Raw genomic sequence first — 17287 nt, forward strand, 5'->3', positions numbered from 1 at the left:
CCTCACTCCTTCGCAGCGGCGTTATCCTCGCCGGCTTCCGTTTCGATCTCGTCAAAGGCGCTTTCGTCGAGGTTCTCGATCTGCACGCCCGCTTCCTTCTTCTGCCGCAGCATCTCGGCGATCAGCTCGTCGGTCAGGACCAGCTTGGCGTCCGACAGCCAGTCGAAGTTCAGGCCGATGGTCTGGACCGCGCCCGCTTCCTCGATGTTCAGCAGCACCTCGTCGCCCTCGACGCCGGCCAGCACGCCCTTGAAGCGCTTGCGCCCGTCGATGGGCTGGTTCGTTTCCAGCCGCGCCTCGTAGCCCTCGAAGGTCGCGAAATCCTTCAGCCGGGTCAGCGGGCGGTCGATGCCGGGGCTGCTGACCTCAAGATGATAGGCGTCCTCCAGCGGGTCCTCGACATCCAGCACGGCGCTGACCGCCGTCGAGATGTCGCCGCAATCGTCCACGTTGATCCCGCCCTCGGGCCGGTCGGCCATGATCTGCAGCGTTGCGGTCTTGCCGCCCTGCAGACGGATGCGCACCAGTTCGAACCCCAGATCCTCGATCACCGGGGAAATGATCTCGGCCAGGCGCCGGTCGATGGCGGTCTTGGCGATGAGGTCGGACATGTCGCTATCCCAAATGAAAAACGGGCCGTCAGGGCGGCCCGTGCGTCTTACCGGTGGGCAGGACCTTGGACCTGCGCCGCTGTTGAGCGTCATATAGTCCAGGCCCGCAGCGATTGCAAGGGAAAGCCGGGGCTCAGGCCCCCGCGCCGGGATTCATCTGCCACAGACGATAGTTCAGCGCCCCCGCAAGGCTCAGCCAGGCCAGATAGGGCAGCAGCAGCGCCCCCGCCAGCCGGTCCAGCCGGAACGCCAGCACCGTCAGGGCGGCGACGACAAGCCACAGCAGCGCGATCACCGCGACCCCCATCCCCATCCGGTGCGCACCAAAGAACACCGGGGTCCACAGCGTGTTCAGCGCGATCTGCGCGGCCCACAGCGCCATCACCAGCCCCGCGCCCGGCAGATGCGCCAGCCGCGCGCCCGCCCAGGCGATCAGGACGTAAAGCGTGGTCCAGGCCACCGGAAAGGCCCAGCGGGGCGGGTTGAACCAGGGCTTGGCAAGCCCATCGTACCAGGCGCCGGGCTGGAACAGGATGCCCGTGGCACCGGCAGCGGCGCAGGCGATCAGCAGGATCAGGAAGGTCATGGCGGTCCCTAATAGGCGCGGCCGTCGCGCGCCGCATCCCTGAAACCGTCCATCGCGCGGACCAGTTCCGCGGCGATTCGCGGCTCGCTCAGCGCGTGGCCGGATGCCGGGGCGCCCGTTCCGCCCGGTCCCAGCCGTCGGCCAGCTCCCACGCGGTCTGCGGCGGGCAGACCATGTCGTAGCGGCCCTGCACGATGACCGCCGGCAGATGCTCGATGCGGTGGCGGTCGCGCAGCAGCTGGCCTTCCTCAAGGAAGCAGTCATGCGCGAAATAATGGTTCTCCAGCCGGGCAAAGGCGCGGGCATAGTCGGGCGGCGCATGGCCGGGGCCGCTGATCTCCAGTCCCGCCAGGGCGTTTTCCCAGATCAGCCAGGGCAGGGCATAGCGGATTTCCTGGCCGCGGTCGCCGCCGAACAGCCGGCGGTGATAGGCGCCGATCATGTCGTGGCGCTCGGATTCCGGGATCGGGGCCTGGAACTCGGCCCAGCGGTCGGGAAAGAACCGGGCGACGCCGCCGCCATAGAACCAGTCGAGCTCGGAGCGCCGGCCCAGGAACACGCCGCGCAGCGCCAGCGCCAGCACCGCCTCGGGATGGGCCTCGGCATAGGCCACGGCCAGGATGGCGCCCCAGCTGCCGCCGAACAGGATGGCGCGGTCGATCCCCAGGTCGCGGCGGATCATCTCGATATCGTCGATCAGGTGCCGCGTGGTGTTGCCCTCGACCTCGGCATGGGGGCGCGAGCGGCCGCAGCCGCGCTGGTCGAACAGCACGGCGCGGTAATGGCTCGGGTCGAAGAAGCGGCGCATGTAGGGGCTGCAGCCGCCGCCCGGGCCGCCGTGCAGCACGATCACCGGGATGCCGTCCGGGTTGCCGCTCTGCTCGACATGGATGACATGGCCCTGGCCCACGTCGATCTGGCGCTGGTCGAAGGGCTCGACCATCGGATGCAGCCTGCCGTGCGGCGATGCACCGCCGATTTGCCCTGCCAATCTGTCCATGCCCCCACTATATAACGCCCGGCGCGCGCCCGCCATATCAAGGACGGCCTGATGACCCAAAGACAGCACACCAGCAGCATCGACCCCGCCGAGGTCGCCAAGTTCCAGGCCATGGCCGCCGAATGGTGGGACCCGCAGGGCAAGTTCAAACCGCTGCACATGCTGAACCCGACCCGGCTGGACTATGTGACCGCGCAGGTCGCCGCGCAGTTCGGCCGCGACCGCGACGCGGACCAGCCCTTTGCCGGGCTTTCCGTGCTCGACATCGGCTGCGGCGGCGGGCTGATGGCCGAGCCGATGGCCCGGCTGGGCGCGACCGTCACCGGCGCCGACGCCGCGCCGGGCAATATCGCGGTCGCCAGCCTGCACGCCCAAGGCCAGGGCCTGCCGATCGACTACCGCGCCACCACCTCCGAGGCGCTGGCGGCCGAGGGCCTGCGCTATGACGTGGTGATGGCGCTGGAAATCGTCGAGCATGTCGCCGATCCCGCCGCCTTCGTCGCCACCTGCCGCGACCTGCTGCGGCCGGGCGGGATGCTGATCCAGTCCACGCTGAACCGCACGGCCAAAAGCTTCGGCGCGGCGATCATCGGCGCGGAATGGATCATGCGCTGGCTGCCCAAGGGCACCCACGACTGGCGCCGCTTCATCACCCCGGACGAACTGGCCGCCATGACCGAGGCCGCCGGCCTGCGCGTGGTGGACCGCTGCGGCATGGTCTTCAACCCCCTGGGGTGGAGCTGGTCGCTGTCGCCCCGCGACCTGTCGGTGAACTACGCCATGACCGCACTGCGCGAGGACTGATCCCGCGCGGCACCGGCCTCAGCGCGTCTCGTGCGGAGTGGGGTGCAGCGTCTCCTCGAGCTGCCGGCGCAGGGCGAGCTGCACGGCAGCGCCCGCAGAAGCTGTCGTTGCGGGGCCGGGACGCGGGCCGCGTCCCGGTCGCGGCTCTCCCCAGGCGCCGCATCCCGCGCCTGTGCGCTCGGCGCCGGCCGTCGCCACGATTGCGCCTCGCGTCGTCCCGTCGGGGCGGATGTGGATGTGGCCCGCCCACTCCAGCCGCGACAGCGTGTTCGTCATCGCGCCGCGGGTGACGTGGAACGCCTCGGCCAGTTCGGCGGGCGTGCGCTCGACATTCAGATGCGCCAGCAGGTTCAGCACCGAGAAATGCGAGATCTGCATGCCCTTGGGCAGCGACTTGCCGATCAAGTCGCGCGCCAGCTGGTCGGCGATGAAGACCTCGGAAAACAGCCCGGCCGCCAGGGAATCGGCGGCCGCTTCGGCTTGGCGGGCAGGTCGGCAAGGCGCTTTTCAGGCATGGTCGTCTCGGGGACCGCGATAGGCCCGGTCATGGGTCAGCGATGGGATGCGGGACCGTGCCCCGACAACCCCCGCCGGGTCAAGATCAACCAGCGTGACGCCGCGTTCTTCGCCGCCGTCCCCGATCACCGTGCCCCAGGGATCGACCGCCAGGGAATGGCCGTGACTGCGCCGCACCTTGCGGTCCGGGCACAGGACATTCGCATGCGTCCCGCATTGCGCCGGCGCCAGCACATAGCAGCCCGTCTCGATGGCGCGGGCGCGCAGCAGCACCTCCCAATGCGCCGCGCCGGTGGTGTCGTTGAAGGCGGCGGGCACGGTCAGCACCTGCGCGCCGGCCTGCGCCAGGTCGCGGTACAGATGGGGAAAGCGCAGGTCGTAGCAGACCGTCATCCCGATCGGCCAGGGACCCATCCCCACCACCGCGCGGTCGCCCGGCCGGAAGGCTGCCGATTCGCAATAGGATTCGCGGTCCGAGACGCGCACGTCGAACATGTGCAGCTTGTCTAGCGCGCCCGGATGCCGCCTCCGGCGCAATCAGGAAGCTGCGGTTGGCAAAGCGGTCATCGCCCACCTCTCCGGTCTTGAGCGAGAGCGAGCCGATCAGCAGCCAGATCCCCAGCGTCCGGGCATCGCCCTGCAGCGCGGCCAGCGTCGGGTCGGCGTCCTCGGTGCGCAGCACCCGGTCCTGCGTGGCGCGGTCGGCGTTCAGGATGTTCGTCGCCTCGGGCGTCAGCACCCATTGGGCGCCGGTCTCGGCCGCCTCGCGCACCAGGGCGCGCGTCTCCGGCAGGTTCCGCTCGGGGTCGTCGGAGACGCACAGCTGCACCAGCCCCGCCCGCAGCCGGGGCGGGTTCATCCGTCGATGCCCAGCAGGCCGTCCAGCTTGCCCTGCGCGTCCAGCGCATGGATGTCGTCCGACCCGCCCACCGGCTGCCCGTCGATGAAGATCTGCGGGACCGAGCGCCGGCCCCCCGCGCGCCGCGCCATCGCCGCGCGCAGGTCGGGGTCGCGGCTGACGTCGGTTTCCTGATAGGCAACGCCCTTGCGCGCCAGCAGCGCCTTGGCCGCCATGCAATAGGGGCAGGTGGGGGTGGTATAGATCTCGACCTTGGCCATCGTCGTCTCCTGTGTCGCGTTCCCCCTATCTAGGTATCCTTGACCGCGCGCGCCAGCACCACGACCGAAACCGGCCCGGCGCCCGCGCGGCGCAGCGCCTCGGCCGCCTCGGCCAGGGTCGCGCCCGAGGCCATCACGTCGTCGACCAGCAGCACCGCCCGGCCCTGCAGCCGGGACGCGAAGCGCGGCGCGACCGCGATCGCGCCGGCGACATTGCGGAATCGGTCCTCCACGCTGCCGTGATCCTGCGTCGGCGTGTGGCGCAGCCGCCGCAGGGCATGGGGCAGGTGGGTCAGGCCGTGGGCGCGCGCGACCGCGTGCGACAGCAGCGCGGCCTGGTTGTACTTGCGCCTGGCCAGCCGGCGCAGATGCACCGGCACCGGCACCACCACCATGTCGGGGCGGATCAGGGGAGTCGCCGTCCGCGCCACCCAGTCCCCCAGCGCCGGCGCCAGGTCCAGCCGGTCGCCGTGCTTCAGCATCAGCGCAAGCTTGCGCCCGGTGCCGCGATAGGCCAGCGCCGCCCGTCCCCGCGACCAGGGCCGGGCCTGCCGCAGGCAGTCGTCGCAGATCAGCCAGCCTCGTCCTCGGTGCCGGTGCCGTCGTCGGGCAGGGGCGCGCCGCAGCGCGAACAGGCGCAGGAGCCGACGAATTCGGCCTCGGCCCAGCAGGCCGGGCACAGGCCCCCGTCCTCGGCCACGGCAATGCCGCAGCCCAGGCATTGCGGCGGATAGATCAGCCGCAATGCGCCTTTCATCAGGCCGCGAAGCCCCCTATTGTGCGCACCCATGATACCTGCCCGCCAAAGCCCGACCCCCCGCCTGACCGACCGCCCCGCGCTGATGCGCAACCGGCAGCGGGCAGGCCGCATCGGCTTTGTCGATGTGCTGCATCGAATCGTCGCCGACGAGATCGAGCTTAGGCTCGCCGAGGTTAACAGACGGTTTACGGACATCGCCGTCGTGACCGGGGCCCCCGGTTTCTGGCAGCCGCTGTTCCCGCAGGCCCGCGTGGTGCCCGACGCGCCCGACCTCGAGCTCGCCCCCGGCGCCCATGACCTGGTGATCCACGCCATGGCGCTGCACTGGGCCGAGGACCCGGTCGGCCAGATCGTGCAATGCGCCCGCGCGCTGCGCCCGGACGGGCTGTTCATCGCGGCCCTGCCGGGCGGGCGCACGCTGTCGGAACTGCGCGAGGCGCTGGCCCGGGCCGAGGCCGAGGTGTCGGGCGGTCTTTCGCCCCGCGTCCTGCCGATGGGGGAAATCCGCGACCTGGGCGCGCTGCTGGCCCGGGCCGGGCTGGCGCTGCCGGTGGCCGACCAGATCGTGCAGCCCGCCAGCTATCGCAGCCTGATCCACCTGGGCCACGACCTGCGGGCCATGGGCGAGGGGAACGCGCTGGCCGCCCGCCTGCGCCGCCCCACGCGCCGCGCCGTGCTGCTGCGTGCGGCCCAGCTTTACGCGGAAAGCCATCCCGATCCCGACGATCCCCAGCGCATCCGCGCGACCTACGAACTGGTCTTCCTGACCGGCTGGGCGCCCGATGCCAGTCAGCAAAAGCCGCTTCGGCCCGGCTCGGCAAAGATGCCGCTGGCCGAGGCGCTGGCCAGCACAAGGAAACCGCAATGATCCCAGACCACGCCCCGGCCGGGCATCCGGCCATTCCGCCCCGCCGCGTGGGGGTGCTTGTCGCCAACCTGGGCACACCGGACGCCACCGACTACTGGTCGATGCGGCGCTATCTGAACGAGTTTCTGTCCGACAGGCGGGTGATCGACCTGCCGCGCTGGAAATGGCAGCCGATCCTGCAGGGCATCATCCTGACCAAGCGCCCGTTCAGCTCGGGCGCGAACTATCGCTCGATCTGGAACACCGAGGCAAACGAAAGCCCGCTGATGACCATCACGCGCCAGCAGGTGGCGGCGCTGCGCGACCGGGCGCAAGCGCTGTGGGGCGACCGGGTGATGGTCGATTTCTGCATGCGCTACGGCAACCCCTCGACCGAATCGGTGGTGGACCGCATGGTCAAGGCCGGCTGCGACCGCATCCTGTTCCTGCCGCTTTACCCGCAATACGCCGGCGCAACCTCGGCCACGGCGAACGACCAGTTCTTTCGCGCGCTGATGAAGCAGACCTGGCAGCCCGCCGCGCGCACCGTCGCGCCCTATTTCGACCGGCCCGACTATATCGAGGCGCTGGCCGCTTCGGTCGAGCGCGCCCTGGGTGGCCGCCAGCCCGCGCGGCTGGTCGCGAGCTATCACGGCATGCCCAAGCGCTATCTGATGCAGGGCGACCCCTATCATTGCCAGTGCCAGAAGACCTCGCGGCTGCTGCGCGAACGGCTGGGCTGGCCCGAGGGCGTCATCGACACGACCTTCCAGTCGGTCTTCGGCCGCGAGGAATGGCTGAAACCCTATACGGTCGAGCATGTCGCCGAGCTGGCCCGTCAGGGCGTGACCCGGATCGCGGTGGTGTCTCCGGCCTTCTCGGCCGATTGTGTCGAGACGCTGGAGGAGATCCAGGGCGAGATCCGCCACGCCTTCGAGGCGGCCGGGGGCGAGGAGTTCACCTATATCCCCTGCCTGAACGACGATCCCGCCCATATCGAGGTGCTGACCACCCTGATCGGCGAAAACTTGGCGGGCTGGGTCTAGACCGGCCTGCCTTTTGCGCGCGCGCACCATGCCGGCGGGCGGCCGAGCCGGCAGGGCCGCATGGGTATTTGAAAAACGGTGAAGGGCTGGCGTTGCGTCTGTCCGGGCGGAGCAGGCTTTTCGGTATACGCATGGCACACGCCCGCAGCCGTTGCGCGGGCATGAAAAAAGGGGCCGGCGGGCCCCCTTTCTGGCTTCCGTCATGCGGTCTGCGTCAGATCAGCAGCACCTGCGTGCCGATGGTCGTCAGGTCGTAAAGCTGCTGGATGTGTTCGTTGTAAAGCCCGATGCACCCGTTCGAGGACTTGCGCCCGATCTTGCGCGTGTCGTGTGTGCCGTGGATGCGGTAATATTGCCAGCTTAGCCAAAGCGCATGCGTTCCCAAGGGGTTGTCGGGGCCGGCGGGGACGAAGTCGGGCCACTCGGGGTTGCGCTTCTTCATCTCGGGGGTGGGGGACCAGGTCGGGCCCTTGACCTTCTTGATGATCTCGGTCCGGCCGGTGCGGGTCAGGTCGGGGCTGACCGGGACCGAGGTCGGGAACAGCTTGTAGACCGTCTGATCCTCGGACCAGTAGTGCAGCGCGCGCGAGGTCAGGTCGACCAGGATCGCGCCATTGGTCAGGTCGCTGAAGTAGGGCTGCCAGTCCTGCATGCGGAAGCTGCTGATATTGCGCCGCGAATCCTGGTTGGTGTCGTATTGCACCATGCCAGCGTCCGGCGTCGCGCCCGCCGCTCCGGTGCTTTGCAGCGCCTGGCCCGTATAGGGGTCGATGCCCTGCGCGATGGCGGGCGCAGCCAAGCCAGCGGCGCCAAGCGCCATCGAGGTGGAAAGGAATTTCCGACGCGAGACCGGATTTTTCGGCGTCATCTTCTGTCGCTCCTGAATGTTCGTCGGACCGCCTGGCGCGGCCTTCTCTGCCCGATTTGCGATGGGGTCGTGACTGGCGCGATACGCCTCTCGCGTGCGGCTTTCAATTCAAACAAGCGTCATTGTCGCAACAGAGTCGCAGGCTGTTGCGCTCACGCAATCTTGGGTTTGAAGGGCCGCGCGCGCTTTTGTAAGGCTGGCGCAAAAGATCATCCGGGACAGAACGACATGCTGAGAATTTCAACCCTGGCGCTTGTTTGCATGCTGGCGCTGGCGGGCTGCCAGTCGGCCCCGCAACAGCAGCTTGGCCCCGATGGCCAGCCGCTGCCCGTCGCCTACAAGATCACCCCCAAGGAAGAGGCCCAGATCGCCCCGCGCGTCATGGCCCAGATCAACGGGCTGCGGGCCAACGTGGGCGCGCCGCCGGTCGCGCAAAGCCCGATGCTGGACCAGGCCGCCAAGGCCCATGCCCGTGACATGTCGGCACAAAACCGGGCCTGGCACTTCGGGTCGGACGGCTCCTCGCCGCTGGACCGGATCCGCCGGCAGGGCTATTACGGCCATCTGATCGGCGAGAACATCTCGGAAACCTACGAGAACGACATCACCACGCTGAACGCCTGGATGCAGAACCGCGACACGCGCGACGTCATCATGGACCCGCGCGCAACCGATTTCGGCATCGGCTGGTATCAGGAGCCCTCTGGCAAGATCTGGTGGGTGCTGCTGACCGGCGGCGCCGGGGGCACGCCGATGGCGGCGGGCGGCTATACGCCCGGGGCGGTGACGGCGGCGCCGCTGTAGGCGCGTGCGAACGGAGCCATGCGAGACTGATTCGCAAGTGATTCGGGGCGGGCCGGGACGGCGCCGCCCCTTTTCTTGCCATGGCCGTGGCGGGCGTGCGCCGCTGATTGAAGAAGCGCAACGCATGCCCTTGATCGTGCTGCAAAACGCCCTGTGACCTGCGTGCACCGCGCGTACACAGCCCGTACACCGGGCGGCGGACGGCTAAGGGTTCCCAGGCGCGGTGATTTGGCCCCGGCGCATTGCCTTGCGCGCCCTTTTGGCCAAGGCTGGCCCCTTGGGCGCGCGCGGGCGGCCCTGAGGAGGAGGAGGGATCGGCATGGAGGAGAATGTCACCGGAGGGTGCCTGTGCGGCGCCGTGCGGGTCGAGGCGCGGGGCCGGCCGGACCGGGTGGCGCTGTGCCATTGCCTGGACTGCCGCAAGCATCACGGCGCGCTGTTCTATGCGGCGGCGATCTTTCCCGCCGCGGCCGTCACCGTTAAGGGCGCGTTGCGCGCCTACAAGGGGCGGTGCTTTTGCCCGGCCTGCGGATCGTCCGTCCTTGCGCGCTATGGCGACGAGATCGAGCTGCACCTGGGCACGCTGGACGCCCCCGACCGCTTTCGGCCCGAATACGAAAGCTGGACCCTGCGGCGCGAGGCCTGGCTGCCGCCCTTTGACCTGACGCGGCATTACGAGCGGGACCGCGAGGGGTCCTGACAAAGGGGGGGAAGGCGGGGGCCGGGCGTCCCGGCCATCCACGCGCGGCCAGTGGCGCGCGGCTGCCGCGCGCGCGCGCCCCGGGCCTGTGCGTCAGGGATAGATGAACACCGGCACGCCGGGGTTGATCATCGCGAAGATCTCCTCGATCTCCTCATCCGTCACGGCGATGCAGCCGGCGGTCCAGTCGGGGCGGTTCAGCTTGCGGCCCAGGGGCCCCAGGCCGTGGATCATGATGTCGCCGCCCGGGCGCAGACCCAGCGCCGCCGCATGGGCGATGTCCTTGGTCGAGGGATAGGAGATCCCGACCGAAAGGTGATAGCTGGACCGCGGGTTCTTGCGGTCGATGAAATACATCCCTTCGGGCGTGCGGCCGTCGCCTTCGTATTCCTTGGGACCGACCGGCTGCGGGCCGAGGTTCACGTCATAGCTGCGCAGCACCGTCCGGCCGCTGAGCAGGTACATCTTGCGATCACCCTTCTTGACGACGATCTGCGTCACCGGAGGACCGCTGTAGCTTTTGAACTTGCTGGGTGCCGGCTGGCTGCTGTCACCGCCGCAACTTGCCACCAGCGCAAGCGCGACCACCGCGATTGCTGCGCGAATTGCCCGTATCATCCACTGCCCTCTGTGTGCTGAAGCACTTCTCGTTGAGGGTGTAATAGCACGAAGGTAAAGAAATCGCTAGCGTCGGCGAATTTCCGCCACGGTTTCGACATGGGGCGACCAGCGGAACTGGTCGATGACATAAATCCGTGAAATCGAAAGACCTTGATCGGCAAGGATCCGCGCATCCCTGGCGAAAGTGACCGGATCGCAGCTGACCCAGGCCAGGGTTTCGGCCCGCGACAGCGCGATCTGGCGGGCCTGCGCCTCGGCCCCAGCGCGGGGCGGGTCGATCACGATCGCGTCATGGGTCAGTTCGTCCGGCAGCAGGGGGCGGCGCGCGAGGTCGCGTACCTCGGTCGTGATTCGGTGCAGTGGCGGCGAGGCGGCGCGCGCCCCGGCGGCGAGCGCGTCGAGCGGCGCGGAGAGCCCCTCGACCGCATGGACCCGGGCGGTTTCGGCCAGCGGCAGGGAAAAGGTGCCGCAGCCCGCAAAGAGGTCCAGGACAGAGCGCGCGCCCCGCGTGATGTCGCGCACGGCGGCGAGCAGCGCGGCCTGCCCCTCCGGGGTGGCCTGCAGGAAGCCGCCGGGCGGGGGGACGACGCGGGCGCGGCCGAAGCCCAGGACGGGCGGGCGGCGGGTGATCGACTGGCCGTCCTGATCCGGCCCCGCCCAGGTCAGCCGCGCCCAGTCGCCGCGTTCGGCCAGCGCGGCCAGCCGGGGCAGCAGCGCCGCGTCCATCGGCTTGCCGCCCGTCACCGCCACATCGAGCCCCGCGCCGGTTTCCGTCACCGTCAGGGCCATCTCGCCCGCGCGCGTGCCGCCGGCCACCACCAGTTCGCGCAGCAGCGGCAGGGCGGCGAGGATTGCCTGGCGCAGCACCATGCAATCGGCAATGTCCACGATCATGTCCGAGGCGGCGGGCGTGAAAGCCCTCGCCGTTTTCATGCGGGCATCCCGCGAGACCCCGGCCGGCGCGAACGGGGCGGCGAGACATGCACCCCCGCGACGGGCGCGGCCAGCCCCTGCGCGCGCAGCGCCTGCGTCACGACGCCGACCTTCCAGTCGCGCAGGAAGGATTCCGAGCCGTGCATCAGCGAACAGCCGCCGCAGGCGCGGTAATGCGGGCAGGGCGCGCGCACGCGGTCGGGCGAGGGCGTCACGATGCGGGGGGCGGCGATGCGGCCGTCCGCAGCCTCGCCCTCGATCACCTCGCCGGGCAGGGTCAGGGGGGCGAGCGCCTTGTCGGTGCCCGACAGCGCCACGCCGTCGCCCTTGCGGCCGAGCCGTTCGATTGTCCGGGCCAGATCATGCAGGGGTCCAGATCACTCGGCGGCCTCTGCCGGGTCGTCGTCGGTGCCGAGGAAGCCGCCGGACTGCCGGCTCCAGTAGCGGGCATAGGTGCCGCCCTGCGCCAGCAGGCGGCGTGGCTGCCCTGTTCGACGATGCGGCCCTGTTCCATGACGACGATGCGGTCAAGCTGCGCGATGGTGGACAGCCGGTGCGCGATGGCCAGCACCGTCTTGCCCTGCATGGCACGGGTCAGGGCGTCCTGGACCTGGGCCTCGACCTCGCTGTCGAGCGCGCTGGTGGCCTCGTCCAGGACCAGGATCGGGGCGTCCTTGAGCAGGGCGCGCGCCAGCGCGATGCGCTGGCGCTGCCCGCCCGAGAGCTTGACCCCGCGTTCGCCCAGATGCGCGTCATAGCCGCTGCGGCCCTGGTGGTCGCGCAGGGTCAGGATGAAGTCATGCGCCTCGGCCGCGCGGGCGGCGGCGATGATGTCCGCCTCGGTCGCGTCGGGGCGGCCGTAAAGGATGTTGTCGCGGGCCGAGCGGTTGAACATCGCGGTTTCCTGCGTGACCATGGCGATGTTGCGGCGCAGGCTTTCCTGGGTCACCGTGCGCAGGTCGTGGCCGTCGATGCGCACCGCGCCGCGTTCGACGTCGTAAAGCCTGGCAGCAGCGGCACCAGCGTGGACTTGCCCGCGCCCGAGGCGCCGACGATGCCCAGCTTCTCGCCCGCCGCGATGTGCAGGTCGAGGTCGCGGATGCCCGCGCCGTCGTCGCGGCCATAGGCGAAATCGACGTGGTCGAAGTCGATCCGGCCCTGGACCCGGCCCAGGGCCAGGGCGTCGGGCGCGTCGGTCAGGGCGTGGGGGGGGGACAGGGTCTGCATCCCGTCCTCGACCTCGCCGATGGAGCCCCAGACGCCCATCAGCGCCATGCTGACCCAGCCGGTCATCTGCGCGAGCCGCATCGAGATCGCCCCGGCCGCCGCGATGTCGCCGGCCGTGGCCGCGCCCTCGCGCCACAAAAGGAGCGTGCCGCCGATCAGCACCACCGGCAGGGCGCCGGCGACGAACATCAGCGAGAAGCGGAACCAGGTCGAGACGCGGCCGAAGTCCAGCGCGCGTTCGCGGAAACCTGCCATGGCGCCGAGGGCGGCGCGGTCCTCGTGCTCGGCATGGGCGAAGAGCTTGACGGTCTTGATGTTGGTGATGGTGTCGACGACCTGGCCCGTGACCATGGCGCGGGCCGAGGCGCGGCTGGCCGAGCGGGTGCGGATGCGCGGCAGGAAAAAGCGGATCAGCCCGGCGTAGGCCGCCAGCCAGACCAGCATCGCGACCGCGCCCCAGCCGTCCACCGACACGAGGAACGCCGCCGAGCCCAGGATCGAGGCCAGCGCGAAGGCCACGACGTTCACGAACTCGGTCGCGACATCGGTGACGGCGCGGGCGGTCTGGGTCTGCTTCTGCGCGATGCGGCCGGCGAAGTCGTTGTCGAAGAAGGTGACGGAATGGCCCATGGTCCAGCGGTGCAGCCGCGACAGCACCAGCGGGAACAGGTTCGGGCCGATGATGACGCTGGAGCTGGCGGTGGAAAAGCCGAAGATCGCCGGCCGGATCACCAGGAAAGAACATCACGAAGCCCGCGATCAGCGCGCCCTTGTCGGCCAGCAGCCGGTCGGGCGTGGTCGTCACCACGGCGTCGATCACCCAGCCCAGCATCACCGCCGAGACGATGTCCGCGATCCCGCTGAGCGCCGAGGCGATGGCCGCGATGGTCAGCCCGCCCCATGCCCCCGAGAGGCACCAGCGGAAAAAGGCCAGCAGGCTGCGCGGCGGCGGGCCTTCGGCGGGGCGGAAGGCGTCGATCATGCGGGCGAAACGGTCATGCATCCGGTTGGCTTTCGTTCCCGCGCGCGATGCAAAGCAGCGTGTCGCGGTCCAGCGTGAAGTCGCTGTCGGTCCAAGCCTGGCGGGCGGCGCGCAGGGCGTCGCCCAGCGCCTCGCCCTGCAGCGCGGGCATCAGGTCGGCGGCGGCGAGCGGAAAGACGGCCGCCGCACCGCGCGCGATGTCGTGGCACCAGCCGAAGGCGGGGGCCTGGCCGCGCGCGGCGCGGATCAGCACCGATTGCGCGGCGACGGTGCGGCCGAAGCGATGCGCGGCCAGCGCCGGCGGCAGGGCGAGCGCCTGCGCGATCTGGTCGAGCGCGCGGCCCTCGTCCCGCGACAGGCGCAGGGCGGGAACCGGATCGGCGGGCCCGAGCAGCGCCAGCCGGCGGGGAAAGGCCGGCAGCGCGCCGGTGCCGTATTCGCGTTCGACCTGCACGAGGTCCGGCAGGTCGCCCGGATCGGCGCCGGGCAGGATCAGGGGCAGCACGCCCGCCTCGGCCATCAGGGCCACGGCGGGGGCGGGATCGGCGGCGGACAAAAGCTTGCGCATCTCGTGCCCGATGCGTTCGCGCGAAATTCCCGACAGCCCCGCCCGCAGCTCGCGGCAGGCGGCCAAGGCGCGGGCATCCGCCTCGCGCCCGTAGCAGGCGAGGAAGCGGTAAAAGCGCAGGATGCGCAGGTAATCCTCGGCAATGCGCTGGGCGGGATCGCCGACAAAGCGCAGGCGGCGCGCGGCGAGATCGGGCAGCCCTCCGACCGGGTCCAGCACCTCGCCCGTGCGCGTGGCGTAAAGCGCGTTCATGGTGAAGTCGCGGCGCCGGGCATCCTCGGCCAGGTCGTCGGAAAAGGCCACCACCGCATGGCGGCCGTCGGTCTGCACGTCGCGGCGAAAGGTCGTGACCTCGAAGCCGCGGCCCTTGCAGAGCACCGTGACGGTGCCGTGGTCGATGCCGGTGGGGACCGCGCGCAGCCCGGCGCGTGCCACGATGCGCATGGTGTCCCGCGGCAGGGCCGAGGTCGCGATGTCGATGTCCGAGACCGGCACGCCCAGCAGCGCGTTCCGGACCGCGCCGCCGACGACCAGCGCCTGATGGCCCGCGCCTTCCAGCGCGCCCAGCACCCGCGCCAGGTCGGGATCGGACAGGAAGGGGGCGGTGATGCGGGAAACCGTCATGCCGAAAGCCTCAGCGCAAGGGAATGAAGCACGCGCGCGGTGGCGCCCCAGATGTAATAGGGCCCATAGGGCGCGACGTAATAGGACCGCCAGCCGCCGCGCCAGCGCCGCCGCTCGATGCGGTAGCGCGTCGGATCGGCGACATGGGCGAAGGGCACGCGAAACGCCTCCTCGACCTCGCCGGCCTCGGGAACGGGGGTGAAATCGCCCCGGATCAGGCCCAGGACCGGGGTCATGGCATAGTTCGTGACCGTGCGATGCGCGGGCAGCACGCCCAGCACATCGACCTGCGCGGGATCGAGCCCCACCTCCTCCTGCGCCTCGCGCAGGGCGGCGGCGGTTTCGTCCGCGTCGCCGGGGTCGACCTTGCCGCCGGGCAGCGCGATCTGGCCGGGATGGTTGCGCAGCCCCGAGGCGCGCTTGGTCAGCAAAAGCCGGCCCCGCGCGTCGAAGGCCACCAGCACCCCGGCCGGCCGCAGCGCCGCCCCGTCCGGGACCAGCGCGTCGAGGTCATAGTCCGACGAGGGCACCGCCGCAGGAACCGACAGCGCCGCCATCAGGCGGTCGCGCAGCCCGGCCTGCGGCAGGACCTGCATCAATGCGCCGCCCGCGCCGAGGGCAGGGGCCGCCCGGCCTGGTCCACGGTCGCCTCGAACCCCAGGCTTTCGGGATCGAATTCGTAATGCGCGCCGCAGAACTGGCAATCGGCCGTCACCACGCCGTCGTCGTTGATCATGTGGCCGATGTCCTTGCGCGAATAGATCGACAGCGTGCCGCGCACCTTGTCGGCGCTGCACGAGCAGCCGAATTCCAGCGCCTGGCGGTCGAAGGCCGCGGGCTCTTCCTCGTGGAACAGGCGGAACACCAGGTTCGGCAGCGGCAGGGCGGGATCGACCAGTTCCATCGCCTCGACCGTGGCCATCAGCATGGTCGAGCGGTTCCAGTCCTCGGATTCCGCGCCTTGCAGGATGTCGGCGGTTTCCAGCTCCTCGCCCTGTTCGGTCGGGACGCGGGGCTGGGCGGGCAGGGTCTGGACCATGATGCCGCCGGCGCGCCAGTCCTGGTTGGCCTGGCCTGACAGGCGCGACTGGCCCACCGCCAGTTCGAACCGGGTCGGCAGCTGTTCGGACTGTTCGAAATAGGTCTGCGCGCAGGCCGCGAGCGAGCCGCCCGCCAGCGGCGTCATGCCTTGGTAAGGGGTCGTGCCTTCGCCCTGGTCGATCAGCACGGCGAAATAGCCCTGGCCGATCTGGTCGAAGGCGGGTTCGCCCTCGGCCAGCCGGTCGGGGTCGAAGCTGGCCCAGGCGCGGATGCGGGCCGGCGCGCCTTCGGTCGCGGGGGCGTAATAATCGGTCGCGATGGTGCGGATGGCGCCGTTGCCGCGCACCTGCAGCGACAGTTTCCAGCGCAGCTTGATGGTCGGGCCGATCAGCGCGGTCAGCGTGACCAGTTCGGCGACCATCGCGCTGACCGCGAGGGGATAGTCGTGCCGCGACAGGATGTGCTGGAGCAGCGGACCCACCCGGGCGGTCCGGCCGCGCATGCCCGAGCGTTCCAGCTGAAAGGGCAACACGCTGTCGTCCCAGGAAAGGTCCTTTGTCATAGCCATGGTGATTCCTTCGGAATGATAGGGCCGCGCCCGACGCGGGGAATGGGGGCGCGCTTTGCCCCCTTATATAGGCCGCAGCGCGCGAACCCCAAGGGGCGGCGCTAAAGCCGGGGCAGGAACGAGCCGCCCAGCGCCAGCACATGGTCGTGCACGCGCTGGCCCGCCGGCGACAGCGCCATGTCCTCGCGCCGGATCAGGAACCAGTTGCGCTGGATCGGCAGCCCGTTCGCCCGCAACGCGACCAGCCGCCCCGAGCGCAATTCCTCGGTCACCGTATGCTGCGAGATCAGCGCCACCCCGAGGCCCGCGATCACCGCCTGCTTGATGGTTTCGTTCGTGCCCATCTCGACCATGCGCCAGGGGGTGCCGTCGCCGATGCGGTCCAGAAAGCGCGTCATCAGGATGCGCGTCCCCGAGCCGGGTTCGCGCGCCAGGAAGGTTTCGGCCAGCAGGTCCTGGGGCAGGGCGGGGTCGGCCCTGGCCAGCGGGTGGTCGGGGGGCGCGATCACGACATGGGGATGGGGGCCGATGGGTTCGGCGGTGACGGCGGGGGCGCGCGGCGGCCGGCCCATGATGGCCAGGTCCAGCGCGCGCGAGGTCAGCCAGGCGATCACCGCGTCGCGGTTGCCGATCCTCAGCGTCACCTCGACCTCGGGCAGGGCGCGGCGCAGTTCGGCGCCAGGCGCGGGGCGAAATACTTGCCCGTCGAGACCACTCCCAGCGAGACTGCGCCGACATGCCCCTTTGCAGCGCGGCGACGCGGCGGCGCAGGCGTCCAGCGCGACGGCGATCTGGGCCTCGGCCTCCAGCACGGCGCGGCCTTCGTCGGTGGGCAGGAAGGCGCCGTGTTCGCCCCGGATCACCAGGGGCGCCGCCATCATGTCTTCCAGCGCGCGAAGCTGGCCGTGAACGGCCGGCGGGCTCAGACCAAGGTCGCCCGCCGCGGCGGTCAGCGAGCCCGTCTCGACCACCGCGCGCAGTGTGCGGAGTTGGCGAAGCGTCACGGCGTCGATGCGCGTCATTCGGAAATCCTGAAACCGAGTTCTGGATTTTTAAATGTTC

General features: G+C 70.3%; 14 protein-coding genes and 6 pseudogenes. 5 read left to right on the forward strand and 15 right to left on the reverse strand.

Translation table 11 applies throughout. The features are described 5' to 3' along the window. Positions 1–2 precede the first annotated feature (2 nt). From rimP to pip, 3 genes and pseudogenes are all read right to left on the reverse strand, one after another. Positions 3–611 carry a ribosome maturation factor RimP gene (rimP, locus tag DPM13_RS10010; RefSeq protein ID WP_028721277.1) on the reverse strand — a complete coding sequence of 203 codons (609 nt, stop codon included), beginning with the start codon at positions 609–611 and terminating at the stop codon, positions 3–5. A 133-nt stretch (positions 612–744) separates the two neighbouring features. After that, positions 745–1197, reverse strand: a complete 453-nt coding sequence (tspO, locus tag DPM13_RS10015) for a tryptophan-rich sensory protein TspO (RefSeq protein WP_028721276.1) — start codon at positions 1195–1197, stop codon at positions 745–747. A gap of 8 nt (positions 1198–1205) precedes the next feature. Further along, positions 1206–2197 (reverse strand): annotated as a pseudogene (pip, locus tag DPM13_RS10020) (prolyl aminopeptidase). Positions 2198–2248: 51 nt separating this feature from the next. On the opposite strand from pip, the gene ubiG reads away from it, so the two are divergent. Next, positions 2249–3001, forward strand: a complete 753-nt coding sequence (ubiG, locus tag DPM13_RS10025) for a bifunctional 2-polyprenyl-6-hydroxyphenol methylase/3-demethylubiquinol 3-O-methyltransferase UbiG (RefSeq protein ID WP_099648555.1) — start codon at positions 2249–2251, stop codon at positions 2999–3001. A gap of 202 nt (positions 3002–3203) precedes the next feature. On the opposite strand, the pseudogene DPM13_RS26940 reads toward ubiG, so the two are convergent. The 4 genes and pseudogenes from DPM13_RS26940 to DPM13_RS26945 form a co-directional block, all read right to left on the reverse strand. Continuing rightward, positions 3204–3460: pseudogene (locus tag DPM13_RS26940) on the reverse strand (MarR family winged helix-turn-helix transcriptional regulator); the annotation flags it as partial. Between the two features lie 48 nt (positions 3461–3508). Further along, positions 3509–4361: pseudogene (locus tag DPM13_RS10035) on the reverse strand (carbon-nitrogen hydrolase family protein). An 11-nt stretch (positions 4362–4372) separates the two neighbouring features. Then, the gene (gene grxC / locus DPM13_RS10040) at positions 4373–4636 is read right to left on the reverse strand and encodes a glutaredoxin 3 (RefSeq protein ID WP_112887951.1); all 264 of its coding nucleotides are present in this window, start codon (positions 4634–4636) and stop codon (positions 4373–4375) included. 29 nt (positions 4637–4665) lie between these two features. Continuing rightward, positions 4666–5393, reverse strand: a pseudogene (locus tag DPM13_RS26945) (double zinc ribbon domain-containing protein). 31 nt (positions 5394–5424) lie between these two features. On the opposite strand from DPM13_RS26945, the gene DPM13_RS10050 reads away from it, so the two are divergent. Both DPM13_RS10050 and hemH read left to right on the forward strand, forming a co-directional pair. Then, positions 5425–6264 (forward strand): methyltransferase domain-containing protein, encoded by an 840-nt coding sequence (locus DPM13_RS10050; protein WP_112887952.1) that lies wholly within the window; start codon positions 5425–5427, stop codon positions 6262–6264. Further along, positions 6261–7289 (forward strand): ferrochelatase, encoded by a 1029-nt coding sequence (gene hemH, locus DPM13_RS10055; RefSeq protein ID WP_080621605.1) that lies wholly within the window; start codon positions 6261–6263, stop codon positions 7287–7289. Before DPM13_RS10050 ends, hemH begins: the two co-directional genes overlap by 4 nt. Positions 7290–7503: 214 nt before the next feature. On the opposite strand, the gene DPM13_RS10060 is transcribed toward hemH, so the two are convergent. Next, complete coding sequence (locus tag DPM13_RS10060; protein WP_080621606.1) at positions 7504–8157, reverse strand: L,D-transpeptidase; 654 nt, start codon at positions 8155–8157, stop codon at positions 7504–7506. A gap of 228 nt (positions 8158–8385) precedes the next feature. Between DPM13_RS10060 and DPM13_RS10065 the strand changes: the two genes are divergently transcribed. Both DPM13_RS10065 and DPM13_RS10070 read left to right on the forward strand, forming a co-directional pair. After that, the gene (locus tag DPM13_RS10065) at positions 8386–8961 is read left to right on the forward strand and encodes a CAP domain-containing protein (protein ID WP_036764010.1); all 576 of its coding nucleotides are present in this window, start codon (positions 8386–8388) and stop codon (positions 8959–8961) included. A gap of 319 nt (positions 8962–9280) precedes the next feature. Beyond that, entirely contained in the window at positions 9281–9661 is a 381-nt protein-coding gene (locus DPM13_RS10070) for a GFA family protein (RefSeq protein ID WP_112887953.1), read from the forward strand. A 93-nt stretch (positions 9662–9754) separates the two neighbouring features. On the opposite strand, the gene DPM13_RS10075 is transcribed toward DPM13_RS10070, so the two are convergent. From DPM13_RS10075 to DPM13_RS10105, 7 genes and pseudogenes are all read right to left on the reverse strand, one after another. Continuing rightward, positions 9755–10279 carry a L,D-transpeptidase family protein gene (locus DPM13_RS10075; RefSeq protein ID WP_080621608.1) on the reverse strand — a complete coding sequence of 175 codons (525 nt, stop codon included), beginning with the start codon at positions 10277–10279 and terminating at the stop codon, positions 9755–9757. Between the two features lie 66 nt (positions 10280–10345). After that, a pseudogene (locus tag DPM13_RS10080) lies at positions 10346–11574 on the reverse strand (class I SAM-dependent RNA methyltransferase). 18 nt (positions 11575–11592) lie between these two features. Then, positions 11593–13445 (reverse strand): annotated as a pseudogene (locus DPM13_RS10085) (ABC transporter ATP-binding protein). Beyond that, on the reverse strand, positions 13438–14616 hold the full coding sequence (locus DPM13_RS10090) for a CCA tRNA nucleotidyltransferase (protein WP_036764005.1): 1179 nt from the start codon (positions 14614–14616) through the stop codon (positions 13438–13440). The pseudogene DPM13_RS10085 and the gene DPM13_RS10090 overlap by 8 nt, the downstream one beginning before the upstream one ends. Beyond that, on the reverse strand, positions 14613–15212 hold the full coding sequence (locus tag DPM13_RS10095; protein WP_028721261.1) for a CoA pyrophosphatase: 600 nt from the start codon (positions 15210–15212) through the stop codon (positions 14613–14615). Before DPM13_RS10095 ends, DPM13_RS10090 begins: the two co-directional genes overlap by 4 nt. Then, positions 15212–16225 (reverse strand): Hsp33 family molecular chaperone HslO, encoded by a 1014-nt coding sequence (gene hslO / locus DPM13_RS10100; protein ID WP_028721260.1) that lies wholly within the window; start codon positions 16223–16225, stop codon positions 15212–15214. Before hslO ends, DPM13_RS10095 begins: the two co-directional genes overlap by 1 nt. 101 nt (positions 16226–16326) lie before the next feature. Beyond that, positions 16327–17247 (reverse strand): LysR family transcriptional regulator, encoded by a 921-nt coding sequence (locus tag DPM13_RS10105; RefSeq protein ID WP_397244150.1) that lies wholly within the window; start codon positions 17245–17247, stop codon positions 16327–16329. Positions 17248–17287: the final 40 nt, after the last annotated feature.

Source organism: Paracoccus mutanolyticus (assembly GCF_003285265.1).
Classification (GTDB): Bacteria; Pseudomonadota; Alphaproteobacteria; order Rhodobacterales; family Rhodobacteraceae; genus Paracoccus; species Paracoccus yeei.